We start from the raw sequence: 21,163 nt of genomic DNA, 5'->3' as shown, positions 1-21,163 counted from the left end.
ATCGCCAGTGGCCTGCCCGAGTCAGGTGCTATCGTCATTATTATTGTGTTGTTCATTTTTTCGGCTTCTTACCCAGACGTTTCGCGGCATGTTTGGCCAGCAGGACGTACAGGCTCAAGCCTATCAGCAGTGAAAGCATCACGGTGATCAGCGACAGGATCACAATGTGCGTGCTGGCATACCAGACCACCATCATGTACCACGGCATTTGGCCGGTTGGGAACTGCTTGCCGACGGCAAAGCTGCGGATACCGTTTTCATCCGTAATGATGGCCAGATCACCACGAACACCGGCGTTGATTTTGGAGGACTTCAGGTCACCGTGGATCTTCAGCAACTGCTGGTCGTCGGTGCCGGTCGCCACGATCACCGCATGGTCAGGCGACCAGCGCGAGCGGTAGCTGATAAACCCGCGCCCGGCACCCGTTGACGACAGGTAACGGTCGGCATCCAGCGGCTGGCGATACCAGTCACCGGTCAGGGCGTCGAGCGCACGTTGCAGCTGTGTCGGCGTCTTCACGCTGAGCGAATTGTTGTTGATGGCGAACGGCGAGGATTCCAGCAACTGTTGGTTAAAGGCGGAATCCCCGAGCGTGGTGATGGCTAAAATATCGCGTTCAAACAGCGGATTATCCCCTTCGTTGCCTTTCAGCCCAAACACCACCTGCGCATGACTGACCGGCACGCCGGTCGCATTACCGGAACGCGCCGCCATGTTCAGCAGGGTCTGGATTTCCCCCGCCGTCGGCACCGGCGGCAACAGTAACAGGCTGTCGGAGAAGTCTGCCTGTTTGGAGAACGGATAAGACGCCCCCACGAAATACGAGAGGTTCGGTAACTGGGTAAAGTGGTAGCTGCTGCTCAGATCGATATAAGAGTTCGGGTCGATGCGGCTTTTGATGTTATCGCTGGTCAGGATGCTGCACGGCGCGTTTTTCTTCGGCTTGATATCAAAATAGAATGCCAGCTGGTTATCCCCATAGATCAGATAAGGGGGCAGTTTGATGGTGTAACTTTCCTGACGGCTATCACCGCCAAGACGCCGCCAGACGTTTTCCAGCAGGCCGACTTTATTGACCGTCAGGTTGCGCAGGAAAGTGCCGTTAATGGAGACATTGAGCTGTGAGTTGTCCTCGTCGATCCAATTTTCGGTGGGGAAACGATAATCAATGCGAACCGGAATGGTGTGACCATCCCACATAAAGAGATCCGGTGCCGCGCGGAACGGCACATGGATTTCATTATGGAAGATGCCGGTCGCGGTCAGTGGGTTCTGGTCGCGTGCGGCAAGCTCTCCCAATGTCACAGGACGGGAAGTATCAATCCAGCGCGAAGCATCGTACGGTTTACGCGTTGGAATGCTTTGCTGCGTGACGGTCAGATGATCGGTGTTGTTTGGCATCGCGGCGCTGATCAAGCGGTAAGAGGCCTGACGCAGCTGGTTTTCATCATTACCTAATACCAGCAGCAGTTTGTAGACCGGGTTCAGCGGGTTATCGATGATCTGAATCGACGGGCCGTTGCTGGCAGGCAGCGTCAGCGAACCAATTTTATCCCCCGGTTTGCCAAACAGAATGCCGTTCTGCTCCGGCAAATCATTCAGTACCACCGGGAAGTCGATGTCACGGTAGTCAGACAGCATACCGAGATAAGAAGCGACGATGGCGGCAGCGCTGACATCCTGCGGTTGCAGCGATGATGAGAACGCCATTGTCACTTTCGACTCTTGCATTTGCAGCGGGTCAAAGAACGGACGCGGGAAGTGACCGAGGTTACGGCCAATGTTGAGCTGCTGACCCTCCAGCCCGATGCTGGTGGTGGGCAGAACCGTGACCCAATATTTGTCCGACTGATCTTTCTCGCAGGTCATGGTGTTGATGTCATGAACGCGGAAACTCAGGTTGTTGCTCGACACCACCATCGCTGCCGGAATATCCAGTTCATAGACGTCACCGCCGTTGCTGCTCTGGCTCAGCGGCAGATTGCCCAATGGCTGGCCGTTAAGCATCAGCTCCAGCGTGGTATCCCGGGCAATCAGCGCCGGGGAGATTTTCAGTGCCAGTGACAGTTTGGCATTGGTGATCACCTGGTCGCCGGGCAGGGTGAAAATAATCCCTGACTGCAACTGGCCGCCGCTCAGCGTCAGGCCGTTGGGCTGGCCCATGTCCGCGACGGTTACGGTACTGGTTACCGCCTGTACCAGGGGGGATCCCTGCGCCGACGCTGCGTCCTGTGAAGCTGCCACCGGGAATGTGTTGGCCGGCGTGGTGTCCGCTTGCGGAGCGGCCTCACCGGTTGAGGTTGCGGCGACTTCAGACTGGCGGGTATCGATCTGGGGCACATTACCGGCCGGGACCGGCGGCGTCGCTGGCAACCAGGAGGGAGCCGGAGGCAAATTCCCCATTCCGCTGTCTGCTGTCGCATTCTGGCCGTTACTTTGAGTCATCGCGGGTGTACTGGCAGACTCTTCTGCGCTGGTTTGCACCAGCGGCAGAACGCCCAGTGAAAGCAGCAGTCCGGTGGTTAAACGGCGAGTGAATAATTTTTTTAATGGTCGTTTCATGCGGCTTCACTCTTACTGGCGGATTCTTTGGCCAAGGTTTTATTTTTTGCACGGCGTTCGCGCCAGGTGCCAAAGAAAAGATCGAACACACAACGGACAATACCGAACAGTGAGTGAAGCGGCCTGTCTTGCGGATATTCATCACCAATCCAGGCGTCAGCACGTGACAGCACAACCCGGACCAATTCACGCCGTTTATCCAGCGGGAGATTTTCGAACTGCAGGCGCAGGCGGTCTTTGTCAGCGCTGATTTGGCTGACCGGGAAGCTTTCGGCACCGGACGCCAGCTGAATTTCTACCTCTTCAATCTCTTCATTCAGATAGCGGACATCTGGTGTGACGAGTTGCACGCCGCCCATCGACATATCAATGGTTTCGGTGCGCAGGGAGATACCGTTGGCATAATGGATAATGGCCGGAATGGCGACATCGATGCGGATCGTTTTACGTACCTGACGGGTCTCTTTGGCGACCGCAATCGCGGCCAGCAGAATGATCACGCTAAAACTGCCCCATGCCACGTTCAGGGCAATAACGCTCGGATCGACATCAAAATAATCGTGGAATATCACCCGGATTAAACCCCAGCCAATGCCCATTAGCATCAGCGTCAATGCGATCAGATGTGGTTTAACGATATGGAAATCGAAGAATCCGTTGTCCAGCAACCCGCCTTTATCCGTTACGTTAAACTTCCCTTTTTTCGGGGAAATCAGCGTCACCAGGGTTGGGATAATCAAGTGGAAGGCCATGACCGTGTCATACACTTCGCCCCAGAATGAGTAGCGGAATTTGCCATTCAGCCTTGAGTTCATATAAACCGACATCACCAGATGCGGTAAGGCGTAGGCGAAAATAAGGGCCGAAGAAGACGCAATGATATTCAAGTTAAACAGCAGGAAGGCAATCGGGGCGGTAAGAAACACCACCCGTGGTAAACCTGACTGGAAACTGATCATCGCATTGAGGTAACAAAGTCTTTGCGGGATGGTCAGCCCCCGGCCGAACAGTGGGTTATCCATGCGTAAAATTTGCGTCATGCCGCGTGCCCAGCGGGTACGCTGGATGATATGCAAACCGAGGCGTTCAGTGGCAAGGCCTGCCGCCAGCGGGATAGCCAGGAAGGACGATTTCCAGCCAAGACGCTGCATTTTCAATGCAGTATGCGCATCTTCGGTGACGGTTTCCACGGCAAAACCGCCAATTTCATCTAACGCGCTGCGGCGAATAACCGCACAGGAGCCACAGAAGAAGGTGGCATTCCAGTTGTCATTCCCCTGCTGGATTGGGCCATAAAACAGCGATCCTTCTTTCGGGATATTGCGCCCTATCGATAAGTTGCGCTCAAAGGGATCGGGTGAGTAAAAATAGTGCGGCGTTTGTACCAGTGCCAGGCGTTCATCTTTAAGGAAGCCGCCCACTGTTGCCTGTAAAAATACCCGGGTTGCCACATGGTCACAGTCAAAAATACAAATCAGCTCACCTTTGGTGAGTTTCATGGCATTGTTTAGATTGCCGGCTTTCGCGTGGGCATTGTTATCACGGGTGATATAACCGACGCCCACATCGGCGGCAAATACGGCGAATTCGTTCCGTTTTCCGTCATCGAGGAGATAAATTTTTATCTTATCTTTCGGATAATCAATGCACTGTGCGGCCAGAACGGTATCTCGAACCACATCAAGACTTTCGTTGTAACTCGGAATATAAACATCGACCGTCGGCCACAGCGACATATCCTCAGGCAAGGGTTCAATCGTTCGGTTTAAAGGCCACATGGTCTGCAAATAAGCCAGCATTAACACCACCCAGACATAAATATCTGCCAGGAACAGTCCTATTCCCAGTATGGTTTCTATGGTGGAGTTAAAATGCAGGGTTTCTGTTGCCCGATAGTAGATATAACGGGTGGACATTAATACTGACAGAATCACCAGCACTATAGAGATACGTCGATTTTTTATTCGTCCTAAGATGAATAATAAACCGATGCTAATCAGACCAAATATATACTGCTTCTGGCTGTCCATGGGCGTGATGATAATAACTGCCGCTACCGGCAGCAAAAGAAGGACGAGCAGGGAGAATAGGAATTTATTCATCGCATTTAGGGTCGCTGTCTGCTGGAGCTATTAATAGTTATTTGGTTTTGGAGAGGCATGCAATTCTCCATCACCGACTTTGATCCCTAAAATGGCCGCGACTTTTTTGCTGATCAGTTCAATATCAAAAGCCGAAGCGGATACCGGGCTGAAATCAATAATAGAGCGCTGCGAGGCATTCGCCTCTGGCACACATTCATCCCTGTGGATGGTGCCCAATAACCGTTCGTTTAGGCGTTGTTCAAAGAACTGCGTGACATCACGACTCAGAGTCCGGCGATTATCACTTTGGTTAACCACGTAATACTCACCCTTTTTATTATTCAGGGGGGAACCGATGAGCTTATTTTTTTCCATCAGCGGTAATAGCGATAGCGATGCGGTATCCGCCAGCATCACCACCACGTGTAAATCAGCCAAAGGTTGCACGGCTTTTAACGCCGGACCGGGGCCAGGAGGGAAATCAGCAATCACCACCAGACCGGGGTAATTAAGCACGGTATTTAAACCACGCTGTAAAAAATGCGGGTCGCTGGCCAACTGATGTTCAAATTCCAGTCGCTGATCTTCACTCACTTCACCGTAGGGCAGGACGAACGTATTCGACCCAGCCTTGAGAATAAACTGGCTCCAGTCAGACTCATTTCCCGATCCGGCCACAAAGCCGCGGGTGTCGGAAATGGGTACACCAAAATGCAGGCGCAAGGCATTCTGTACATCGAAATCGATGACCAGGACTTTGCTGCCGCTACGGGCCAGGGAATACGCCAGGTTGGAGGCGACCGTGGTTTTTCCAACCCCACCTTTCGGGGAACACACACAGACTAACGGCATGATGCAATCATCTCTAACAAGGGTTGAAGCGGCGTATCGCGATGTAAGTAAGCACCCGCAGACAGCGGAGCTTTTTGTTTGAACATTTGGCGAAATTGCGCGCCCGGTGGTGGCGGTGCAGAAACGGGCACCGGCGCTACAACGGGTTGTGTCCGGGCCGGAGCAACGGCTGCGTTAACTGGCGCCGCAGGGGCGCTATACGCTGGCTGAGGCTGCGGTTGAGGCGCTTGTACCGGTGGCTGGACAGGCAGGGCATTTTTCACCGAATCGAGCAGGCTTCCTGCACTGTCTGGCGTAACCGATTGTGCATGTAAAATGGCAGCACTGTGCTGCGCTGTGGGTGCCTGAGGTGCCGCAAGAGGTGGCGATACTGGCGGCAGTGATTCACGTAGCGCTTCCATCAGGTTACTGCCCGTTGCCGGGATTTCTGCCGATAAGGTATTTATCGGCGCTGATTCAGCGATGGAGGGGGTGGAAACCGGCGTGTTCAACAGGTCATGGGCAACCGTCACCGTGCGCTCAAATTCTTCGGCGGAAATGGCCTGAGGTGTTGGCAGGGTGGTGCGGCCATTCTCCAGTGCACTCGGTGCTTCTTCACTGGCGGAGACCTGCTTGATTAATGACCATTTGTTCATCGAGCCGGTCATGCCATTGCCAACAGAAGACTCACTTATCTCTTTATAATCAATATCTTCTGTTTTTGATTTTTCAAGGAAGCGCTTAATGTCGTCATATTTATTCATATAACCTGCCCGGTGGGATTATATAATCAGGACGTGAAAACGGCCAACGATCATCAGTAGCTAAATTTCAGCAAAGAATTGATTCGTACAGAAAAAATGCCAGCTTAGGAATAGTCCTAATATATCAGCTAAGGTGCAGCAAGAAGCACAATTTACAAAAAATAGGAATTAGCCCATATAACTATAGGCCATTGTTAACTGCTTGGTAAAAAAGAATTTTTGGCCGAACTCGCTGCTAATATTCAATAGTGGCGTTAATTCCACCGCCTTTAATGTGATATGTAGCACACTTATTGCTTTGGGGTTGTTAATATCAGAATGACTATGAGAGGCGAAGTCGAACCTTCAGAGCGAAATGCAAATAGCAGGATTATTTTTATTTGTATGAAAAGCGTCAGGAATAGCAGTGAATGAAATCTCCTGTCATAAAGATGTTGTTTTAATAGACAAAATCGCTCGGGACGAGACCAGAGTCCTCTCTTATCAGGTATACTGCGGCAGGATAGGGTTACCCGTCGCTGCCTGTTAAGATAAGTGGGCTTTAAATCAGGTTGGTCGGTGTTGGAGAGTAATATATTGCGGGTCAGGCGTTCATTAACCATTAAACAGATGGCTGCAGTGTCAAGTGTCGCTGTGATCACTATCTGTATTTTTATCGTCATCCAACTGTTTCACTTTGTGCAGCAGCGGAGGGACGATTACGCCCAGCAACTTGAAAGCATTGCCCACTCCGTCAGGCTGCCCTTGTCGCAGGCCGTGTTGGAGGTCGACCTCAATGAAACTCAGGATATTCTCAACACGCTGCGTCCGGTCGGTATTCTCAGCCGCGCGGAGGTGGTTTTACCCAATGAAATCACCGCGCTAAGTACCCATTTCCCTGCCGGACGCCCGGTTCCTGAGTGGGTGGTCCGCATGTTTAATTTGCCGGTCACTATCTCGGTCCCGCTCTATTCCGCTGCGGCCAGCCCGACAGCCCCCAAGCCTTTGGCCTATCTTGAGTTACAGGCTGACTCCTATCGCATGTATCAGTTTATCGTCAGCGCGCTCTCCACCATGCTGACGACGTACCTGTTGCTGGCGCTGATTTTGTCGATCTCGGTCAGTTGGTGTATCAACCGTCTGATGATCAAACCGTTACGCGCGATCGCCCGTGAACTGGAAGCGCTGTCTGAAAGTGACATCGTCCATCACCAACTCAGCCTGCCCGCCCGCCACGAAGATGATGAGTTCGGGATGTTGGTCCGCAGTTATAACCGTAACCAGCAGCACTGGTTGAAAGCACAACACAGAATTCAGCACGCGAGTCTGCCGCCAACCGCCTTGAGTAATGAAGCGCAGTTTATGGCGCATTTGCAGCTGCGCATTAATGCCATCCCGGAAGAAAAAGATTTCCACCTGCTGCTGATCGGTATCGAAAGCCTGCGTGATGACGGCCATGTCGGTTGTCCGCTGGTCAGTTCGATCATGGAGGTCTTACCGCCGGAGTGTCTGCTGGCGCGTCTGAGTTACAACGAATTTGCCTTGTTGGCGACCGACATTGCGCGTCCCTTTATGGCGATGCGCCTGGCCCGGCAAATCATGGAGCGCATTAATGCGCCTCAGGAGAGCGACAAGACGCCGCTGGCGCTGCATCCGACCGGCAGCATCGGCATTATGCATTATAATGGCGAGGTGGCGGTCACCGCTTTACAGCTGATGGTGAATGCCCGCGCTGCGCGCGTTTCTGCCTATCAGCAAGGTAAAAACCAGATCCTGTTCTTTGAACCGGAACTGACCGAAAAAATTCAGAAACGCCTGTTGCAGGAGAATGAAATTCTGCACGCCATGGAGCAGAACGACTTTGTGCTGTTTATTCAGCCGCAGGTCAATATGTCGACTGGCGCGGTGGTGGGGGCGGAAGCGCTGTTGCGCCGTAAAATGGCCGACGGCAGCTACGGTCTGGAAAGTGATTTTATCGTGCTCGCGGAAGAGATCGGCGTGATGGGGATGCTGGGTTATAAAGTGCTCGAACTGGGTTGCCGCATTCTTGCTGGCTGGCAGCAGCGCGGCATTACGCTGCCGCTGTCGGTTAATCTCTCAGGCATTCAGGTACAACAGCGTAATTTCTTGCCAGAGCTGCGTAGCCTGTTGAGCCGTTATAAAATTAATCCCGGCCAACTGGTGCTGGAAATCACCGAAACGGCCCGCATTGATGATCTGGATCGTGCGCTCATATTGCTGGGCGAACTGCGTGCCGTCGGTGTATCCATCGAACTGGATGACTTTGGGTTGGGCTATTCCGGGCTGGACTACCTCAATCGACTGCGCAGCCTGCCGATCGACGTTATCAAAATTGACCGCAGTTTCGTCAGCGTCCTGCCGGATGACGACGTGATGGTGAACATTGTGGCCTCTATAGGTAAGGCCATGAACATCCAGCTGATTGCTGAAGGGGTGGAAACTGACGAGCAGCGCAGTTGGCTGTTAGAAAATCACATTCTGTTTGGCCAGGGCTATTTCTTCTCCCCGCCATTGTCCCAGGCAGAGTTTGAGCGCACATTTTGTGAAGAGAAGGCTGTGCAGCCTTGATGCTGTGACCCTGAGGTCATTTTCCTTCCGACGCCCACCCCGTATTTCACTGCCTGGCGGGGCCAGACGCCACGGATTTCCCCTTTCGTTACTGCTGTTTTGATGTATCCCGCATCTTGTTACTTTTCTGCTGAAAGCTTTCAGTTCTAGTTTTAAAACAACAGGGATTGCAAAACGAAACAAATTATTTCCATCTTGTTATGTCGGTGTTATTTTCCCGCCTATCACTTATGGGCATTACCCACAGTGAAGGTAGGGTTGTTGTATCACTACAGGATGGCAATAAATGAAAACGAATATCTTCAAAAGCCTTTATTTTCAGGTGCTGACGGCGATCACGTTGGGCGTTTTATTGGGGCACTTTTACCCTGATCTGGGTGCGCAAATGAAGCCTCTTGGTGATGGTTTTGTTAAATTAATCAAGATGATCATCGCTCCTGTGATCTTCTGTACCGTCGTTACCGGTATCGCCGGTATGGAAAGCATGAAGGCCGTGGGTCGTACCGGCGCGATTGCTCTGCTCTATTTCGAAATCGTCAGTACTATCGCGCTGATTATCGGTCTGGTTATCGTCAACGTGGTGCAACCGGGCGCAGGGATGAATGTCGATCCGGCCGCGCTGGATGCCAAAGCCGTGGCGATGTATGCCGAGCAGGCGCAAAGCCAGGGCATTGTTCCTTTCCTGCTGGATATTATTCCCGGCAGCGTGATCGGGGCCTTTGCCAGCGGTAACATCCTGCAAGTGCTGATGTTTGCGGTTCTGTTCGGTTTTGCGCTTCATCGCCTTGGGGATAAAGGCCAGCTGGTTTTCAACTTCATCGAGAGCTTCGCGAAAGTGATTTTCGGCATCATCAATATGATCATGCGCCTTGCCCCGCTGGGTGCTTTCGGTGCGATGGCGTTTACTATCGGTAAATATGGCGTGGGTTCGCTGGTGCAACTGGGTCAGCTTATCCTGTGCTTCTACCTGACCTGCGTGCTGTTCGTGGTGGTGGTGCTGGGGCTTATCGCCCGCTTCACCGGTTTCAGTATCTTCAAATTTATTGCCTATATAAAAGAAGAGCTGCTGATTGTTCTGGGTACCTCTTCATCTGAATCCGTCTTGCCGCGTATGCTCGACAAAATGGAGCGTCTGGGTTGTAAAAAATCGGTGGTGGGACTGGTTATTCCAACCGGTTACTCTTTCAACCTCGATGGCACCTCGATTTACCTCACGATGGCGGCGGTATTTATTGCGCAGGCGACCAATACCCACATGGATATCTGGCATCAGATCACCTTGCTGGTGGTGCTGTTACTCTCCTCAAAAGGGGCCGCAGGCGTGACCGGCAGCGGTTTCATCGTCCTCGCGGCGACCCTTTCTGCCGTCGGCCACCTTCCGGTTGCCGGCCTGGCGCTGATTCTGGGGATTGACCGTTTCATGTCCGAGGCCCGTGCCTTAACCAATCTGGTGGGTAACGGTGTGGCGACGGTGGTGGTGGCAAAATGGTGCAATCAACTGGACGAAGGTCAGTTGAAAGCCACTTTATCGGGTCGGAAAGGTCTGGCAGTGGCTGAGAAATCAGCCTGACAGATTAGGTCCTTCTAAAAAATTGATTAAAAAGAGTTAAAAGGCAGGTCGGAATTTCCGAATCCTGCCTTTTTCATGCCTAATTTTCCTATAAATCCACCGGTTGCTTGATGTAACCATTGGATTATCTTCATAATGTGTTATCCCCGGTGTCCCTTCGGTAGTGATTTCCAACAAAAATTTCGTGAGAACGGTGACATCGGTAAAAACGTGCGGTCTAACAGAGTGCTAAACTTTGCCGTCTTCGTTTTTACACATTGATATCCTGTGGGTGGGTCGAAAGACGCCGGCAGGACTAGCACTCAGAACATTGGATTGTCATTACGTAGGGGTTCACATGCAGGGCACCAAAATTCGTTTACTCGTTGGTGGATTGCTGCTGGCAGCAGCCGCAGGCAACGCACAGGCTGAAGCATTACAGCCTGATCCGGCCTGGCAGCAGGGTAAATTAGACAATGGTTTTACCTGGCAAATGCTGGCTACGCCGCAACGTCCAAGCGATCGCATCGAATTACGTCTTATCGTCGGTACTGGCTCTCTGGCTGAATCAAGTCAGCAATCCGGTTTCGCACATTTTCTGCCCCGAATTGCTCTGACCCATGCTGAAGGCTTCAGTAGCTCTCAGTTACAGTCATTCTGGCAGCAAAGCATCAACAGTGATCGGCCACTGCCTCCGGCCATCACCTCGTATGATTTCACCATGTATAACATCAGCCTGCCGAATGGCCGGCCTGACCTGTTAAAAGAAGCACTGGCCTGGCTTGCCGCCACCAGTGGCAAAATGGTGATTAATCAAGAAACGGTGGGTAATGCCGCCCGTATGTCGCAAGACCCTATCGGTGCGCTGCCAACGGACACTAAAGATGCCTGGTGGCGCTATCGTCTGACCGGCTCAACGCTGCTCGGCCATGACCCAAGCCAGTTACCCGCCCATCCTATTGATATCAAAGCACTCAGCCAGTTTTATCATCAGTGGTACACGCCTGACGCCATGACGTTGTACGTGGTGGGGAATGTTGACAACCGTAGCATGATGGAGCAGATCAACAAGACGTTCTCCGCGCTCAAAGGATCGCGTCATACGCCGCAGACCCTGCCAACGTTGCCGGGTTTAACGCCAAAAGCCATGACATTGATGGACGACTCGCTGACGCAGGACAAACTCTCTCTGCTGTGGGATATGCCGTGGCAACCCATTCAGGATTCGCAGGCGCTGAGTAATTACTGGCGCAGCGATCTGGCGCGTGAAGCGCTGTTTTGGCATTTACAGCAGTCTTTAAAAACGACAGCGGAAGGCAAAGAAGCCAAAACGGGTGAGAAGCCGGTATCTAATCTGAGTTTTGACTGTCGTGTGCAGTATCAGCGTGCGCAGTGTGCCATCCGTATGGATGCATCTCAGGAGAAGATGCTCGACTCGCTGAAGAACCTGGCGCAGGAGTTGGTCAAAGTGCGTAATAACGGCCTGTCGCAGGCAGAATTTGACACTCTGATTGCTAAGAAGAAGGATCAACTCAGCAAACTGTTTGCCACCTACGCGCGTACTGATACTGACGTGCTGATGAGCCAGCGACTGCGTTCACAGCAAAACGGCGTCGTGGATATCGCCCCGGAGCAATATCAGAAGCTGCGTCAGGAGTTCCTGTCTACGCTGACCTTGCCGGTGTTGAATCAGGAGCTGAAACAGCAGCTTTCCCGCGATCCCGCCTTATTACTGGTCCAGCCGAAAGGCGAACCTGAGATGAGCGCCAAAGCCCTGCAGGAAGCTTATGATCAAATCATGGTGCCTGCGGTGGTTCCGGCTGATGCAGTGAGTAATGCGCCGGGTGCGGCGCCAGCACAATAACGTTGTAGATAAAGGGGCTTTGGCCCCTTTTACCCCTTCGAATCTTTTAAATTCAAATTCAAATTCAAATTCAAGGTCGTGGGCGTCGGCCCACACCGACCAGAGACCCGCAGGCCTCTGGACTCCGCGCTTTTTCATGAAACACCGACAGCTTCGCCGCTGGCAGGGCACGTGTTTCAGCCACTTCCGTTCACGGCGCAAAATGTCACGGCTTCGCCGTCCCCGTCTTTCGGGTTCGAGCCTCAGGTCTCGAACCTCTCATCCGGTGCCATTTTTGACTGCGCCTTAGCGGCTATGTAAATCAAAAGATGGAAGACTAAAAACAAAACCCGATCTGCTTTTATGTTTTAAAAAAGTGTGGGCCGCATTCAAAAATGGCGCTGAGCAAGGGGTTCGAGACCTGAGGCTCGAACCCGCAGCGAAGGCACCGCCTAAGCGGCGACATTTTGCGGCTATCACGGAGATAACTGGAACACGGCCATCCCGATTCAGCGATAGCGCGCAGTTAAAGAGCCGGAGATTCTAAAGAGGCGCGGCGATAGGCGCCTCTTTAGGCCGGTTTGGGCGGCAGCCCAAGGTTTTGCCTTAGCTTTTTTAAAAAGCCATCGCTTTCCTGGGAATGATCGCCCCGCGATACTGAATCACTGTACTGGCAGTCAGATGCCCGCGCACAGCCGCTGCTTCGGCGCTGCCGCCGGTCAGGCGGACGGCGAGGTAACCGGCGCTGAAAGAGTCACCGGCGGCGGTGGTGTCGATGACTTTCTCTTTCGGCATTTTCACCGCCGGAACGTCATACTGTTTGCCGTCAGAGGCGGACACAATGCAGCTGTCGGCTCCGCGCTTGATCACCACTTCGCTTACCCCCAACGCGTGGGTACGGGCAATCACTTCTTCGTAAGGCTTGGCACCCCACAACATATCTTCATCGTCCAGCGTCAGGAAGGCGATGTCAGTACACGAAAGCATGGCGTTATACGCGGCTTGTGTTTTCTCTTTGTTTGGCCACAGGCGCGGGCGATAGTTGTTATCGAAAATCACCTTGCCACCGCGTGCGCGGCAGGACTGCAACAGTGCCATCAGGCGTTCACGGCTCTCATCGTTGAGAATGGCCAGACTGATACCGCTCAGATACAGGTAGTCAAACTCCGCCAGCTTTTGGCAAATCTCCGCTGACTGCGGGCTGTCGAGCCAGTAACGCGCGGCGGCGTCATTGCGCCAGTAATAGAATGTGCGTTCGCCGGTGTCGTCCGTTTCAATCACATAGAGGCCGGGAAGTTTATCGTCGAGACGTTGAATGAGATCGGTCTGTACGCCTTCCTGCTGCCAGGCTGCCAGCATTTCATTACTGAAGCTGTCCGTGCCAAGAGCCGTAACGTAATGCACCTTGAGCGCCTCTTCAGGGACCTGACGGGCGATATAAACCGAAGTATTGAGAGTGTCACCGCCAAACCCACGATGCAGGGAAGAGCCTTTCTGTGACAATTCAATCATGCACTCGCCGATAACGGCAATGTTTTTGCTGGTCATGGAAACGGGCCTATGTCTTGAGAAATGAAAATGGAGTAAGCGAAACGATGCGCCTAGTCTCTTCGCAAGATGCAGGGCAGTCAATAGTATTAAAACGCAGTTTTATTTTTTTTACGAGACGTATCGAAGAAGCGGAAAAAATTTATAAAAAAAGCGAAAGCCTGCAAGCTTTCGCCATGTCTTTAACCGGGGCGCAGACCCTTACTTCGCTTCACTGCGCAGGTCAGTCACGGTGCGTCCGCCCACACCCCAGTTATCGGTATCCACTTCATCGATGATCACCGTGGTGGTCGCCGGATTTTTGTTCAGAGTATCAACCAGCAGTTGGGTTACCCCCTCGATCAGCGCTTTTTTCTGTTCAGCGGTGGCACCGTCGCGGGTAATTCTGATATTGACGAAAGGCATAGTTTTCTCCAGATGTATCACAGGTTCAATTGAGTCTTTCACTGTAAAGCTTGCCCGGCGGAACTTCCAGCGCACCACCCAGACATTTTGTGCCCTCTATTTCCCCTCTCTCGCCACCGGTGATTAAAGTTTCCTCGCGCAACGCCGATAGATATCACTACGAAAGAATTGCAGGGGGCCGGACTACCCGTGTAGTCACGCAAAATATTTGCCGCAAGTGACCTATCGCGTTTATGACGGCGAAGCGTATAGCGGTGAAGGGTATGACAGCAGAAAGTATGGCGGCAAAAAAATATGATAACAAAGATGATGTTAGGTCTGATGATGCCTTCTATCGCTGTAATTGAACGTGTTCGGGCACAGTCTTACTGGCGGCAATGCCAGAGGGTGTACCGTTTTCAGCCCATTTACCGGACTACCGGGAAGTTACTGGGTATTGAGCTACTGACCGGTGTTTTTCACCCGTCGGAGCCGCAGAAATTCGTCTCCCCTGAACACTACTTTGTCGCCATTGCCTTAGGCAAGCGCGTGCAGATCGTTCAGGAGCAACTGGACCTGTTACAGCAGTGGCAGGAAATGTTTGTCGATCACAGCCTGCTGGCCTCCATCAATGTGGATGGACAGGTGCTGGAAGCCTTACAGGTCGATGGTGCGTTGAAGCGCCAGATCAACAACATGCCCTATGTGCGTTTCGAGCTGGTAGAGAGCGCCGAAAACGCCCTCAGCATCCCGCTGTCGCAAATTGAGCAGGCCGACCGTCTGTGGCTTGATGATTTCGGTCAGGGCATTGCCAACTTCTCTTCGTTCACCACCTGGCATTACGAATACATCAAGATTGCCCGCGATCTGTTTATTTTGCTGCGTCAAAGTGAAGAGGGCTCCCGCCTGTTCTATACGCTGGTTACCCTGATGAACCGCTACAGTAAAGGCGTGATCATCGAGGGCGTCGAAACCGAACAGGAGTGGTGTATGGTGCGTGATTCCGATGCGCTGGCCGCGCAGGGTTATTACTTATCACGCCCTAAGACCTTCGATTTACTGGATAAACTGCCCATAAATTTCGAGGACTGATCACGCCCTGCCTCGTTTTTCCTTCCCTTGCCCATTATGCAAGCTGCCGCAAACTCAACTATGGTTAGCTCTATTAATCAGTTAATTGTCTGATAGGAATAGGCTAATGACACGCACAGGTAAAGTGGTGAGTTGGGTGGCCGGTATTATCGTTATTATATTGATTGCCATCATTATTTTCATTTCGATGTTTGACTGGAATCGCCTGAAACCCACCATCAATCAAAAAGTCTCAACTGAGCTTAATCGCCCCTTTGCCATTCGCGGCAATCTGGGTGTTGACTGGTCACGCCAGAAAGATGAGGCCGGCTGGCGCGCCTGGGTGCCCTGGCCACACATTCATGCAGAAGACATCGTGTTGGGTAATCCGCAAGACGTACCGGGCGACAAAAAAGATGCACAGATGGTCACGCTGGCTCGCGTAGAGGCGAGTATTGCGCCACTGGCGTTATTGCATAAAGAGGTGCTGATCCCGCGTATCTGGCTGAAACAGCCCAATGCATCATTGCTCCGCCTGGCAAATGGCAAAAATAACTGGACCTTCAATCTGGCGAACAGCGACACCCAAGATCCGTCCCAGCCGGCCTCTGCATGGTCATTTACCTTAAACGATATCGTATTTGACCGGGGCCAGATTGACTATAAAGACGCACCGCTGAAAGCGGATTTCCGCGCGGTCATTGACCCGCTGGGTAAGCCGTTACCTTTCACCGAAGTGGTTGGTGAGAAAGGCGATAAAGCCACGGCCGACAATGGAAAAACGCCGAATTACGTCTTCGGCTGGAAGGTGGACGGCAAATACAACGGTGAGCCGCTGTCTGGCAGCGGTAAAATCGGCGGCATATTGGCGCTGAAAGACCCGAACTCCCGCTTCCCGTTGCAGGCTGATGTGCGCTCTGGCGATACCCGGGTGGCGGTAGCCGGTACGCTGACGGATCCGATGAATCTTGGCGCACTGGATTTGCGCCTCAAATTCTCCGGGCAGACGCTGTCTGACCTCTATGGCCTGACTGGCGTGCTGCTGCCGCAGACGCCGCCATATTCCACCGACGGCCACCTGAGCGCCACATTGCATGAAAAAGACGGCGCGGTGTACCGCTATCAGAACTTCAACGGTGAAATTGGCGACAGCGATATTCATGGTTCGTTGACCTACCGCGCCAGTAAACCGCGCCCGTCACTGGTCGGCAATGTCGAATCAAAACAGCTGCGTTTCGCCGATCTTGCACCGCTGATCGGTGCAGATTCCAACCAGGATAAGGCTAAGCGTGAGGAGAAAACCCGCCAGCCATCCGATAAAGTTCTGCCGGTTGAGAAATTTGATACCAAGAGCTGGGATGTGATGGATGCTGACGTGAAATTCAGTGCCAAACGCATTGAGCACGGGAAATCCCTGCCGATAAGCGATCTGAGTACCCACCTTAAACTGACTAACGGCGTGATCCTGATGGACCCGCTGCGCTTTGGCGTGGCAGGTGGCAATCTCAATTCGACTGTGCGGCTGGAAGGGGATAAATCGCCGATGCAGGGCCGCGTCGATATGCATGCGCGCGGTCTGAAGCTGAAACAACTGCTGCCAAGTGTGCAGTCGATGGAACGCAGTCTGGGGGACTTGAACGGTGACGCCACGCTGTCCGGGACCGGTAATTCGGTGGCCGAACTGCTCGGTAGCAGTAACGGTGATATGAAGCTGTTGATTAATGACGGGGTGATCAGCCGTGGGCTGATGGAAATTGTCGGCCTTAACGTCGGTAATTATGTGGTCGGAAAACTGTTTGGTGATGACGAAGTGGCCATTAACTGTGCGGCGGCCGATGTGAATGTCAAAAACGGTCTGGTCTCGCCAAGACTGTTTGTGTTCGACACCGAGAACGCCGTGATTAATATCAGCGGTACCACCAATATGGCCACCGAACGTCTGGATTTGACGATTGACCCTGAAAGCAAAGGCGTGCGTATTCTGACCCTGCGTTCGCCGCTCTACGTGCGCGGTACCTATAAAAACCCGGATGCCGGGGTGAAACCGGGGCCACTTATTGCCCGCGGTGCCGCCGCCGTTGCGCTGGGTGCCATCGTCGCCCCCGCCGCTGCGTTGCTGGCGCTGATCTCTCCAAGTGATAACGAACAGAACCAGTGCGGCCCGATTTTGCAGAAGATGAAGCAGAAGTAGTCTTTGTTCCTCCTCTGAAAAGGAGAAGAACAAAAGAAAAGGATCATCAAGAGGCGCTGATTCTGGTTGAGCACATCAACAAGCTGGCGAAACGTTTTGGTATTTCGCCAGCCCTGTTTGTCTGACTAAGCCTTCGGCACCGGATCCAGTACCGCGCAGTTGTGGTCCTGGATCTCTTCGGTGGAGGCGTTATTGAGCTTCAGCAGATTGCGTTCGTTGGCCAGCAGCAAGAAATGACCGCCTGGCAGGCTGACCATCGCCATGCCGAAATGCCCCATCTTTTCGTGCGCCTGAGGAACGCCTTCGGCCAGCAGGCGGAAAGCCCCTTTCTGATTTAATTCTGCCGGATCCACTTTCCGTGCCAGATAAGTGTGGCCCACCAGCGGCTCCGGCAGTTCCTGCCAGCGATAACCCACCTGACCCGCATCTTTCGCCAGCGTATCTTTCACCGCCGGCAGCAGGCAGGAGATGTGAATATGCAGCTGATTTTGTGAACGTCCGTATTGCGAGTTAATTGCCAGCGATACGTTACTGTCATCGATCGTCTTGCCGTATTTCTCCGCCATGTAGTGTCGTGCATCCCAGGCCTGACTGAAGTAGTTCGGTGTGCTCTCTTCGAGCAACGCCGGGCTCTCCATGCCAGTGATTTTGGCGGTAGGCATCAACAAATACTGCAACGGTCCGTTGATATCCTTGAGGACCACAAATCCTTGTTTTTCATCGACCTGAGCACATGGCGCAGGCTGGCCATTGGCGCGCTGATTGGGCACGCACTTCTGGCTGATAATATTCCATAACGCGTTGGGATTGGATTTATGCGGCAGAAACAACCACAGAGCGGCAGCGATCACCACCACGAATATAATCAGCGGAATAAGCAGTCGGTGTGAGAAACGCATGGGGTGTCCTTGGCAAAAACTGACGCAGCAACCGCTGCGTCAGTGGGATCAATTAAAGTGACTGGTCGCGGGTCTCTTTGGTTAACAGCAGTGCAATCAGGGTCAACATTGCCATTGATGCCAGATAGACACCGACATAAAACAGCCCGTAGCGGGTTGCCAGCCAGGTGGCGATATAAGGCGCAACGGATGCACCGAGTATCGATGCCACATTATAGGAGAAGGATGCACCGGTGTAGCGAACTTCTGTCGGGAACAGCTCCGGCAGCAGCGCACCCATCGGGCCAAAGGTCAGCCCCATCACCAGAAAACCGCATAGCAGAAACACCATCACCAGTGCCTGAGAACCGGAACCCAACAGGGTCGGGAACAGCAGGGCGAAGACGATCATCAGCAGCGTAATGCAAATCATGGTTTTGCGACGGCCAAAGGCGTCGGCGAGCTGGCCGGCAATCGGCACCATGACCCCAAATCCGACCACGCCAATCATCAGCATCAGCAGGAAATCGTTACGGGTGATGCCAAGCCCCAGCGGTTTCGGCATGGTGCCATAACCCAGCGAATAGACGGTCATGATATAGAACAACGTGTACGTGGCGACCATGATAAATGTGCCGAGCACGGTAGGTTTCAGGTGTTGACTAAATAGCGTGCCAATCGGCACTTTGACCTGTTTACCGGCTTTGGCTATTTTGGCAAACACCGGCGTTTCATGCAGCGACACCCGCACATACAGCCCTACCAGTACCAGTACGGCAGACAGAATAAACGGCACGCGCCAGCCCCAAGCGATGAACTGTTCTTCGGTCAGCAGCCAGGAGAGCAGCAAGAACATACCGTTGGCGAAGAAGAAGCCAATCGGTGCGCCAAGTTGAGGGAATGAGCCGTACAGCGCACGCTTTTTCGGTGGCGCATTCTCGGTAGCGAGCAACGCCGCCCCGCCCCATTCGCCGCCCAGACCCAAACCCTGACCAAAACGCGCCAGCGCCAGTAACAGTGGCGCAAAGACGCCGATGGTGGCGTAAGTCGGCAGCAAGCCAATCACTACGGTGGAGATGCCCATGGTCAGCAGTGAAGCCACCAGGGTCACTTTACGACCCACTCGGTCACCGAAATGACCAAACAGCGCCGAGCCAATCGGACGGGCGATAAAGGCGATAGCGAAGGTGGCCAGCGATTGCAGTGTGGCCGCTGTCGGGTCCCCCTGCGGGAAGAAAATGTGCGGGAAAACAATGACGGCTGCCGTGGCGTAAATATAAAAATCGAAAAATTCAATGGCCGTACCGATGAGCGATGCCACGATGACTTTGCCGCGTGAGTTCTGACTCACCAAATTCGCGTCAGCTTCTAATTCTGGAGTGATAGTGACTTGCATAAGTGTTTCTTATTTGTAATGAGTGAGTAGGAACTAATGTAAATAAATGTATAGCGAAAAGGCATCTTAAGCACAGCGCGATGGCATTTCAACGCGACTCAGGTCGGGGAACAGGGCGTTTTGAGCGGGATTGGGGGATTGTTTGCTGATGACCGGAGTTTGCCAGTCATAAGTTTGCCGAATAGGTAAAAGACAGAGTAACTGACTAAAAAAGCGCAAAAGAAAAGTATCGGCCTCAGTCAGTTATTCTGGTTTGTAGGGTAGAGGTGGTTCTTGATTGGTTTTAATCACTGCTTTATCGGACTTTTTTTAGCGTTAACTGCTGCTATGTGTATTTCCTCTGGCACGATGAGGTTGTCTGGCGTGTATTCGCTGTCGTTTCCCGTTGTGCTTTTCTCCTGATGTGCCGCCTTCTTTTTAGGTTCAGGCATTCGCGGATCGTCTTTGTACTGCGCAGTGGCTATCCAGGCCGCCACAAACAGCGTCAGGCGGGCGAAGAAGTAGAAGAACGCCATCAAACCAATGACCGAACCGAAAGCCGCACCGGACGGTGAACTGGCAAGCCGCGGCAGGGTCATGGTCATCACAAACTTGATCACCTCAAAACCAATGGCCGCCAGCAGCGTACCGCGCAGCAGCGCTTTTCTGCGCGGTTTGTGGCGCGGCAGCATCCAGAAAATCCACAGGAACAACAGGTAGTTTGCAGCAATCGAAATAACCAACGTCACCGAGGTCAGCACCGGGCGCAGCCATTCGATACCCCCCAGGCCCAGCGCATCCACGAGGGTTTTTTGCGCCGAACCGGCGATGGACGTCAGCGACAGCGTAATGATCAGCGCCAGTACCAGGCCGGTCAGCGAGATAAAATCACGGGCGTAGCGCTTGTAGATTTTCTCCTGATCCTGCGGATTACGCTCCCAGACATCGCGCGACTGGGCGCGGATCGCTTCACGCAGATTCCCCATCCAGCTGATGCCGGAATAAAGCGCAATCAACAAGCCGGACAACCCAACCGCCGTACGTTGCTGGATGGCCGTGTTGACGGTGTTTTTGAGGGTATTAGCCAGGTTCGGGTCGCTGATGCTGTTGACTATTTTGCCAATAAGTTTGGCCAGCAGATCGGGGTTGGAGGCCAGCACAAAACCGGCGGCGGCGAAGGACACCATCAGGATGGGGATCAACGACAGGAAGGAAAAGTAGGTGATAGCCGCACCGAACTGGCTACCGAGGCGATCATTAAAGCGCTCGGTGGTGCGTATCAGGTGAGCGACCCAGCCCCAGGCTTGCACTCGGGCAATCAGCGTTGAGGCGCGGGTGATATTTTTGTCCACCGTATGATTACCGGTTTTGAGCATAATCAGCGGCTTGAGATCTTCCTGCTTGGGGGTTTTATTTTCTGTTGTGGTCGGCATTAATCCACTCAGTCCTTAATCTAAAAAATTTTCCATGTCGTTAGTATAGCCCGCCACAGGCCGCGCGCAGGCACCGGGAGC

The 21,163-nt window shown here is 52.9% G+C and carries 14 protein-coding genes; 5 read left to right on the top strand and 9 right to left on the bottom strand.

The window, feature by feature from the left end; genetic code table 11:
• Positions 1 to 52: 52 nt before the first annotated feature.
• From bcsB to EAH77_RS25705, 4 genes are read right to left on the bottom strand one after another with little or no spacing between them, the layout of a single operon-like run.
• Positions 53 to 2,563 (bottom strand): cellulose biosynthesis cyclic di-GMP-binding regulatory protein BcsB, encoded by a 2,511-nt coding sequence (gene bcsB / locus EAH77_RS21485; RefSeq protein WP_140474922.1) that lies wholly within the window; start codon positions 2,561 to 2,563, stop codon positions 53 to 55.
• Positions 2,560 to 4,665 (bottom strand): UDP-forming cellulose synthase catalytic subunit, encoded by a 2,106-nt coding sequence (bcsA, locus tag EAH77_RS21480; protein WP_140474920.1) that lies wholly within the window; start codon positions 4,663 to 4,665, stop codon positions 2,560 to 2,562. Before bcsA ends, bcsB begins: the two co-directional genes overlap by 4 nt.
• Positions 4,666 to 4,695: 30 nt before the next feature.
• Positions 4,696 to 5,499 carry a cellulose biosynthesis protein BcsQ gene (gene bcsQ, locus EAH77_RS21475; protein ID WP_140474918.1) on the bottom strand — a complete coding sequence of 268 codons (804 nt, stop codon included), beginning with the start codon at positions 5,497 to 5,499 and terminating at the stop codon, positions 4,696 to 4,698.
• Positions 5,490 to 6,242 carry a cellulose biosynthesis protein BcsO gene (locus tag EAH77_RS25705; RefSeq protein WP_140474916.1) on the bottom strand — a complete coding sequence of 251 codons (753 nt, stop codon included), beginning with the start codon at positions 6,240 to 6,242 and terminating at the stop codon, positions 5,490 to 5,492. Before EAH77_RS25705 ends, bcsQ begins: the two co-directional genes overlap by 10 nt.
• 576 nt (positions 6,243 to 6,818) lie before the next feature.
• Between EAH77_RS25705 and hmsP the strand changes: the two genes are divergently transcribed.
• From hmsP to EAH77_RS21455, 3 genes are all read left to right on the top strand, one after another.
• Positions 6,819 to 8,810, top strand: a complete 1,992-nt coding sequence (gene hmsP / locus EAH77_RS21465; RefSeq protein ID WP_140475041.1) for a biofilm formation regulator HmsP — start codon at positions 6,819 to 6,821, stop codon at positions 8,808 to 8,810.
• A gap of 286 nt (positions 8,811 to 9,096) precedes the next feature.
• On the top strand, positions 9,097 to 10,380 hold the full coding sequence (locus tag EAH77_RS21460) for a dicarboxylate/amino acid:cation symporter (protein ID WP_140474914.1): 1,284 nt from the start codon (positions 9,097 to 9,099) through the stop codon (positions 10,378 to 10,380).
• Positions 10,381 to 10,717: 337 nt separating this feature from the next.
• Positions 10,718 to 12,223: a M16 family metallopeptidase gene (locus EAH77_RS21455; RefSeq protein WP_140474912.1), complete on the top strand. Its 1,506-nt coding sequence runs from the start codon at positions 10,718 to 10,720 to the stop codon at positions 12,221 to 12,223.
• A 594-nt stretch (positions 12,224 to 12,817) separates the two neighbouring features.
• Here the strand turns inward: EAH77_RS21455 and EAH77_RS21450 are convergent.
• Together EAH77_RS21450 and EAH77_RS21445 are read right to left on the bottom strand one after the other, a co-directional pair.
• Positions 12,818 to 13,750 (bottom strand): sugar kinase, encoded by a 933-nt coding sequence (locus tag EAH77_RS21450; RefSeq protein WP_140474910.1) that lies wholly within the window; start codon positions 13,748 to 13,750, stop codon positions 12,818 to 12,820.
• A gap of 201 nt (positions 13,751 to 13,951) precedes the next feature.
• Positions 13,952 to 14,155 (bottom strand): 2-hydroxymuconate tautomerase family protein, encoded by a 204-nt coding sequence (locus EAH77_RS21445; protein WP_140474908.1) that lies wholly within the window; start codon positions 14,153 to 14,155, stop codon positions 13,952 to 13,954.
• 294 nt (positions 14,156 to 14,449) lie between these two features.
• Between EAH77_RS21445 and pdeH the strand changes: the two genes are divergently transcribed.
• Positions 14,450 to 15,226 (top strand): cyclic-guanylate-specific phosphodiesterase, encoded by a 777-nt coding sequence (gene pdeH / locus EAH77_RS21440; RefSeq protein WP_140474906.1) that lies wholly within the window; start codon positions 14,450 to 14,452, stop codon positions 15,224 to 15,226.
• A gap of 106 nt (positions 15,227 to 15,332) precedes the next feature.
• Positions 15,333 to 17,396, top strand: a complete 2,064-nt coding sequence (locus tag EAH77_RS21435; protein ID WP_140474904.1) for an AsmA family protein — start codon at positions 15,333 to 15,335, stop codon at positions 17,394 to 17,396.
• Positions 17,397 to 17,521: 125 nt separating this feature from the next.
• On the opposite strand, the gene EAH77_RS21430 is transcribed toward EAH77_RS21435, so the two are convergent.
• From EAH77_RS21430 to yhjD, 3 genes are all read right to left on the bottom strand, one after another.
• Positions 17,522 to 18,295, bottom strand: a complete 774-nt coding sequence (locus tag EAH77_RS21430; protein WP_140474903.1) for a CDP-diacylglycerol diphosphatase — start codon at positions 18,293 to 18,295, stop codon at positions 17,522 to 17,524.
• A gap of 52 nt (positions 18,296 to 18,347) precedes the next feature.
• The gene (locus EAH77_RS21425; protein ID WP_140474901.1) at positions 18,348 to 19,670 is read right to left on the bottom strand and encodes an MFS transporter; all 1,323 of its coding nucleotides are present in this window, start codon (positions 19,668 to 19,670) and stop codon (positions 18,348 to 18,350) included.
• Between the two features lie 287 nt (positions 19,671 to 19,957).
• Complete coding sequence (gene yhjD, locus EAH77_RS21420; protein ID WP_140474899.1) at positions 19,958 to 21,082, bottom strand: inner membrane protein YhjD; 1,125 nt, start codon at positions 21,080 to 21,082, stop codon at positions 19,958 to 19,960.
• Between the last annotated feature and the right edge of the window lie 81 nt (positions 21,083 to 21,163).

The sequence above is a fragment of the Ewingella americana genome, assembly GCF_006438725.1.
Classification (GTDB): Bacteria; Pseudomonadota; Gammaproteobacteria; order Enterobacterales; family Enterobacteriaceae; genus Ewingella; species Ewingella americana_A.
The sequence above is the reverse complement of the archived record's forward strand: the minus strand, read 5'-3'. Positions and strand labels throughout refer to the sequence as shown.

Excerpts from the sequence above, each read along its gene's own strand:
- EAH77_RS25705 (WP_140474916.1), bottom strand. The coding sequence starts at position 6,242 with ATGAATAAATATGACGACATTAAGCGCTTCCTTGAAAAATCAAAAACA.
- bcsQ (WP_140474918.1), bottom strand. The coding sequence starts at position 5,499 with ATGCCGTTAGTCTGTGTGTGTTCCCCGAAAGGTGGGGTTGGAAAAACC.
- yhjD (WP_140474899.1), bottom strand. The coding sequence starts at position 21,082 with ATGCCGACCACAACAGAAAATAAAACCCCCAAGCAGGAAGATCTCAAG.
- EAH77_RS21455 (WP_140474912.1), top strand. The coding sequence starts at position 10,718 with ATGCAGGGCACCAAAATTCGTTTACTCGTTGGTGGATTGCTGCTGGCA.
- EAH77_RS21460 (WP_140474914.1), top strand. The coding sequence starts at position 9,097 with ATGAAAACGAATATCTTCAAAAGCCTTTATTTTCAGGTGCTGACGGCG.
- EAH77_RS21430 (WP_140474903.1), bottom strand. The coding sequence starts at position 18,295 with ATGCGTTTCTCACACCGACTGCTTATTCCGCTGATTATATTCGTGGTG.
- bcsB (WP_140474922.1), bottom strand. The coding sequence starts at position 2,563 with ATGAAACGACCATTAAAAAAATTATTCACTCGCCGTTTAACCACCGGA.
- EAH77_RS21445 (WP_140474908.1), bottom strand. The coding sequence starts at position 14,155 with ATGCCTTTCGTCAATATCAGAATTACCCGCGACGGTGCCACCGCTGAA.
- EAH77_RS21425 (WP_140474901.1), bottom strand. The coding sequence starts at position 19,670 with ATGCAAGTCACTATCACTCCAGAATTAGAAGCTGACGCGAATTTGGTG.
- bcsA (WP_140474920.1), bottom strand. The coding sequence starts at position 4,665 with ATGAATAAATTCCTATTCTCCCTGCTCGTCCTTCTTTTGCTGCCGGTA.
- EAH77_RS21435 (WP_140474904.1), top strand. The coding sequence starts at position 15,333 with ATGACACGCACAGGTAAAGTGGTGAGTTGGGTGGCCGGTATTATCGTT.
- pdeH (WP_140474906.1), top strand. The coding sequence starts at position 14,450 with ATGATAACAAAGATGATGTTAGGTCTGATGATGCCTTCTATCGCTGTA.
- EAH77_RS21450 (WP_140474910.1), bottom strand. The coding sequence starts at position 13,750 with ATGACCAGCAAAAACATTGCCGTTATCGGCGAGTGCATGATTGAATTG.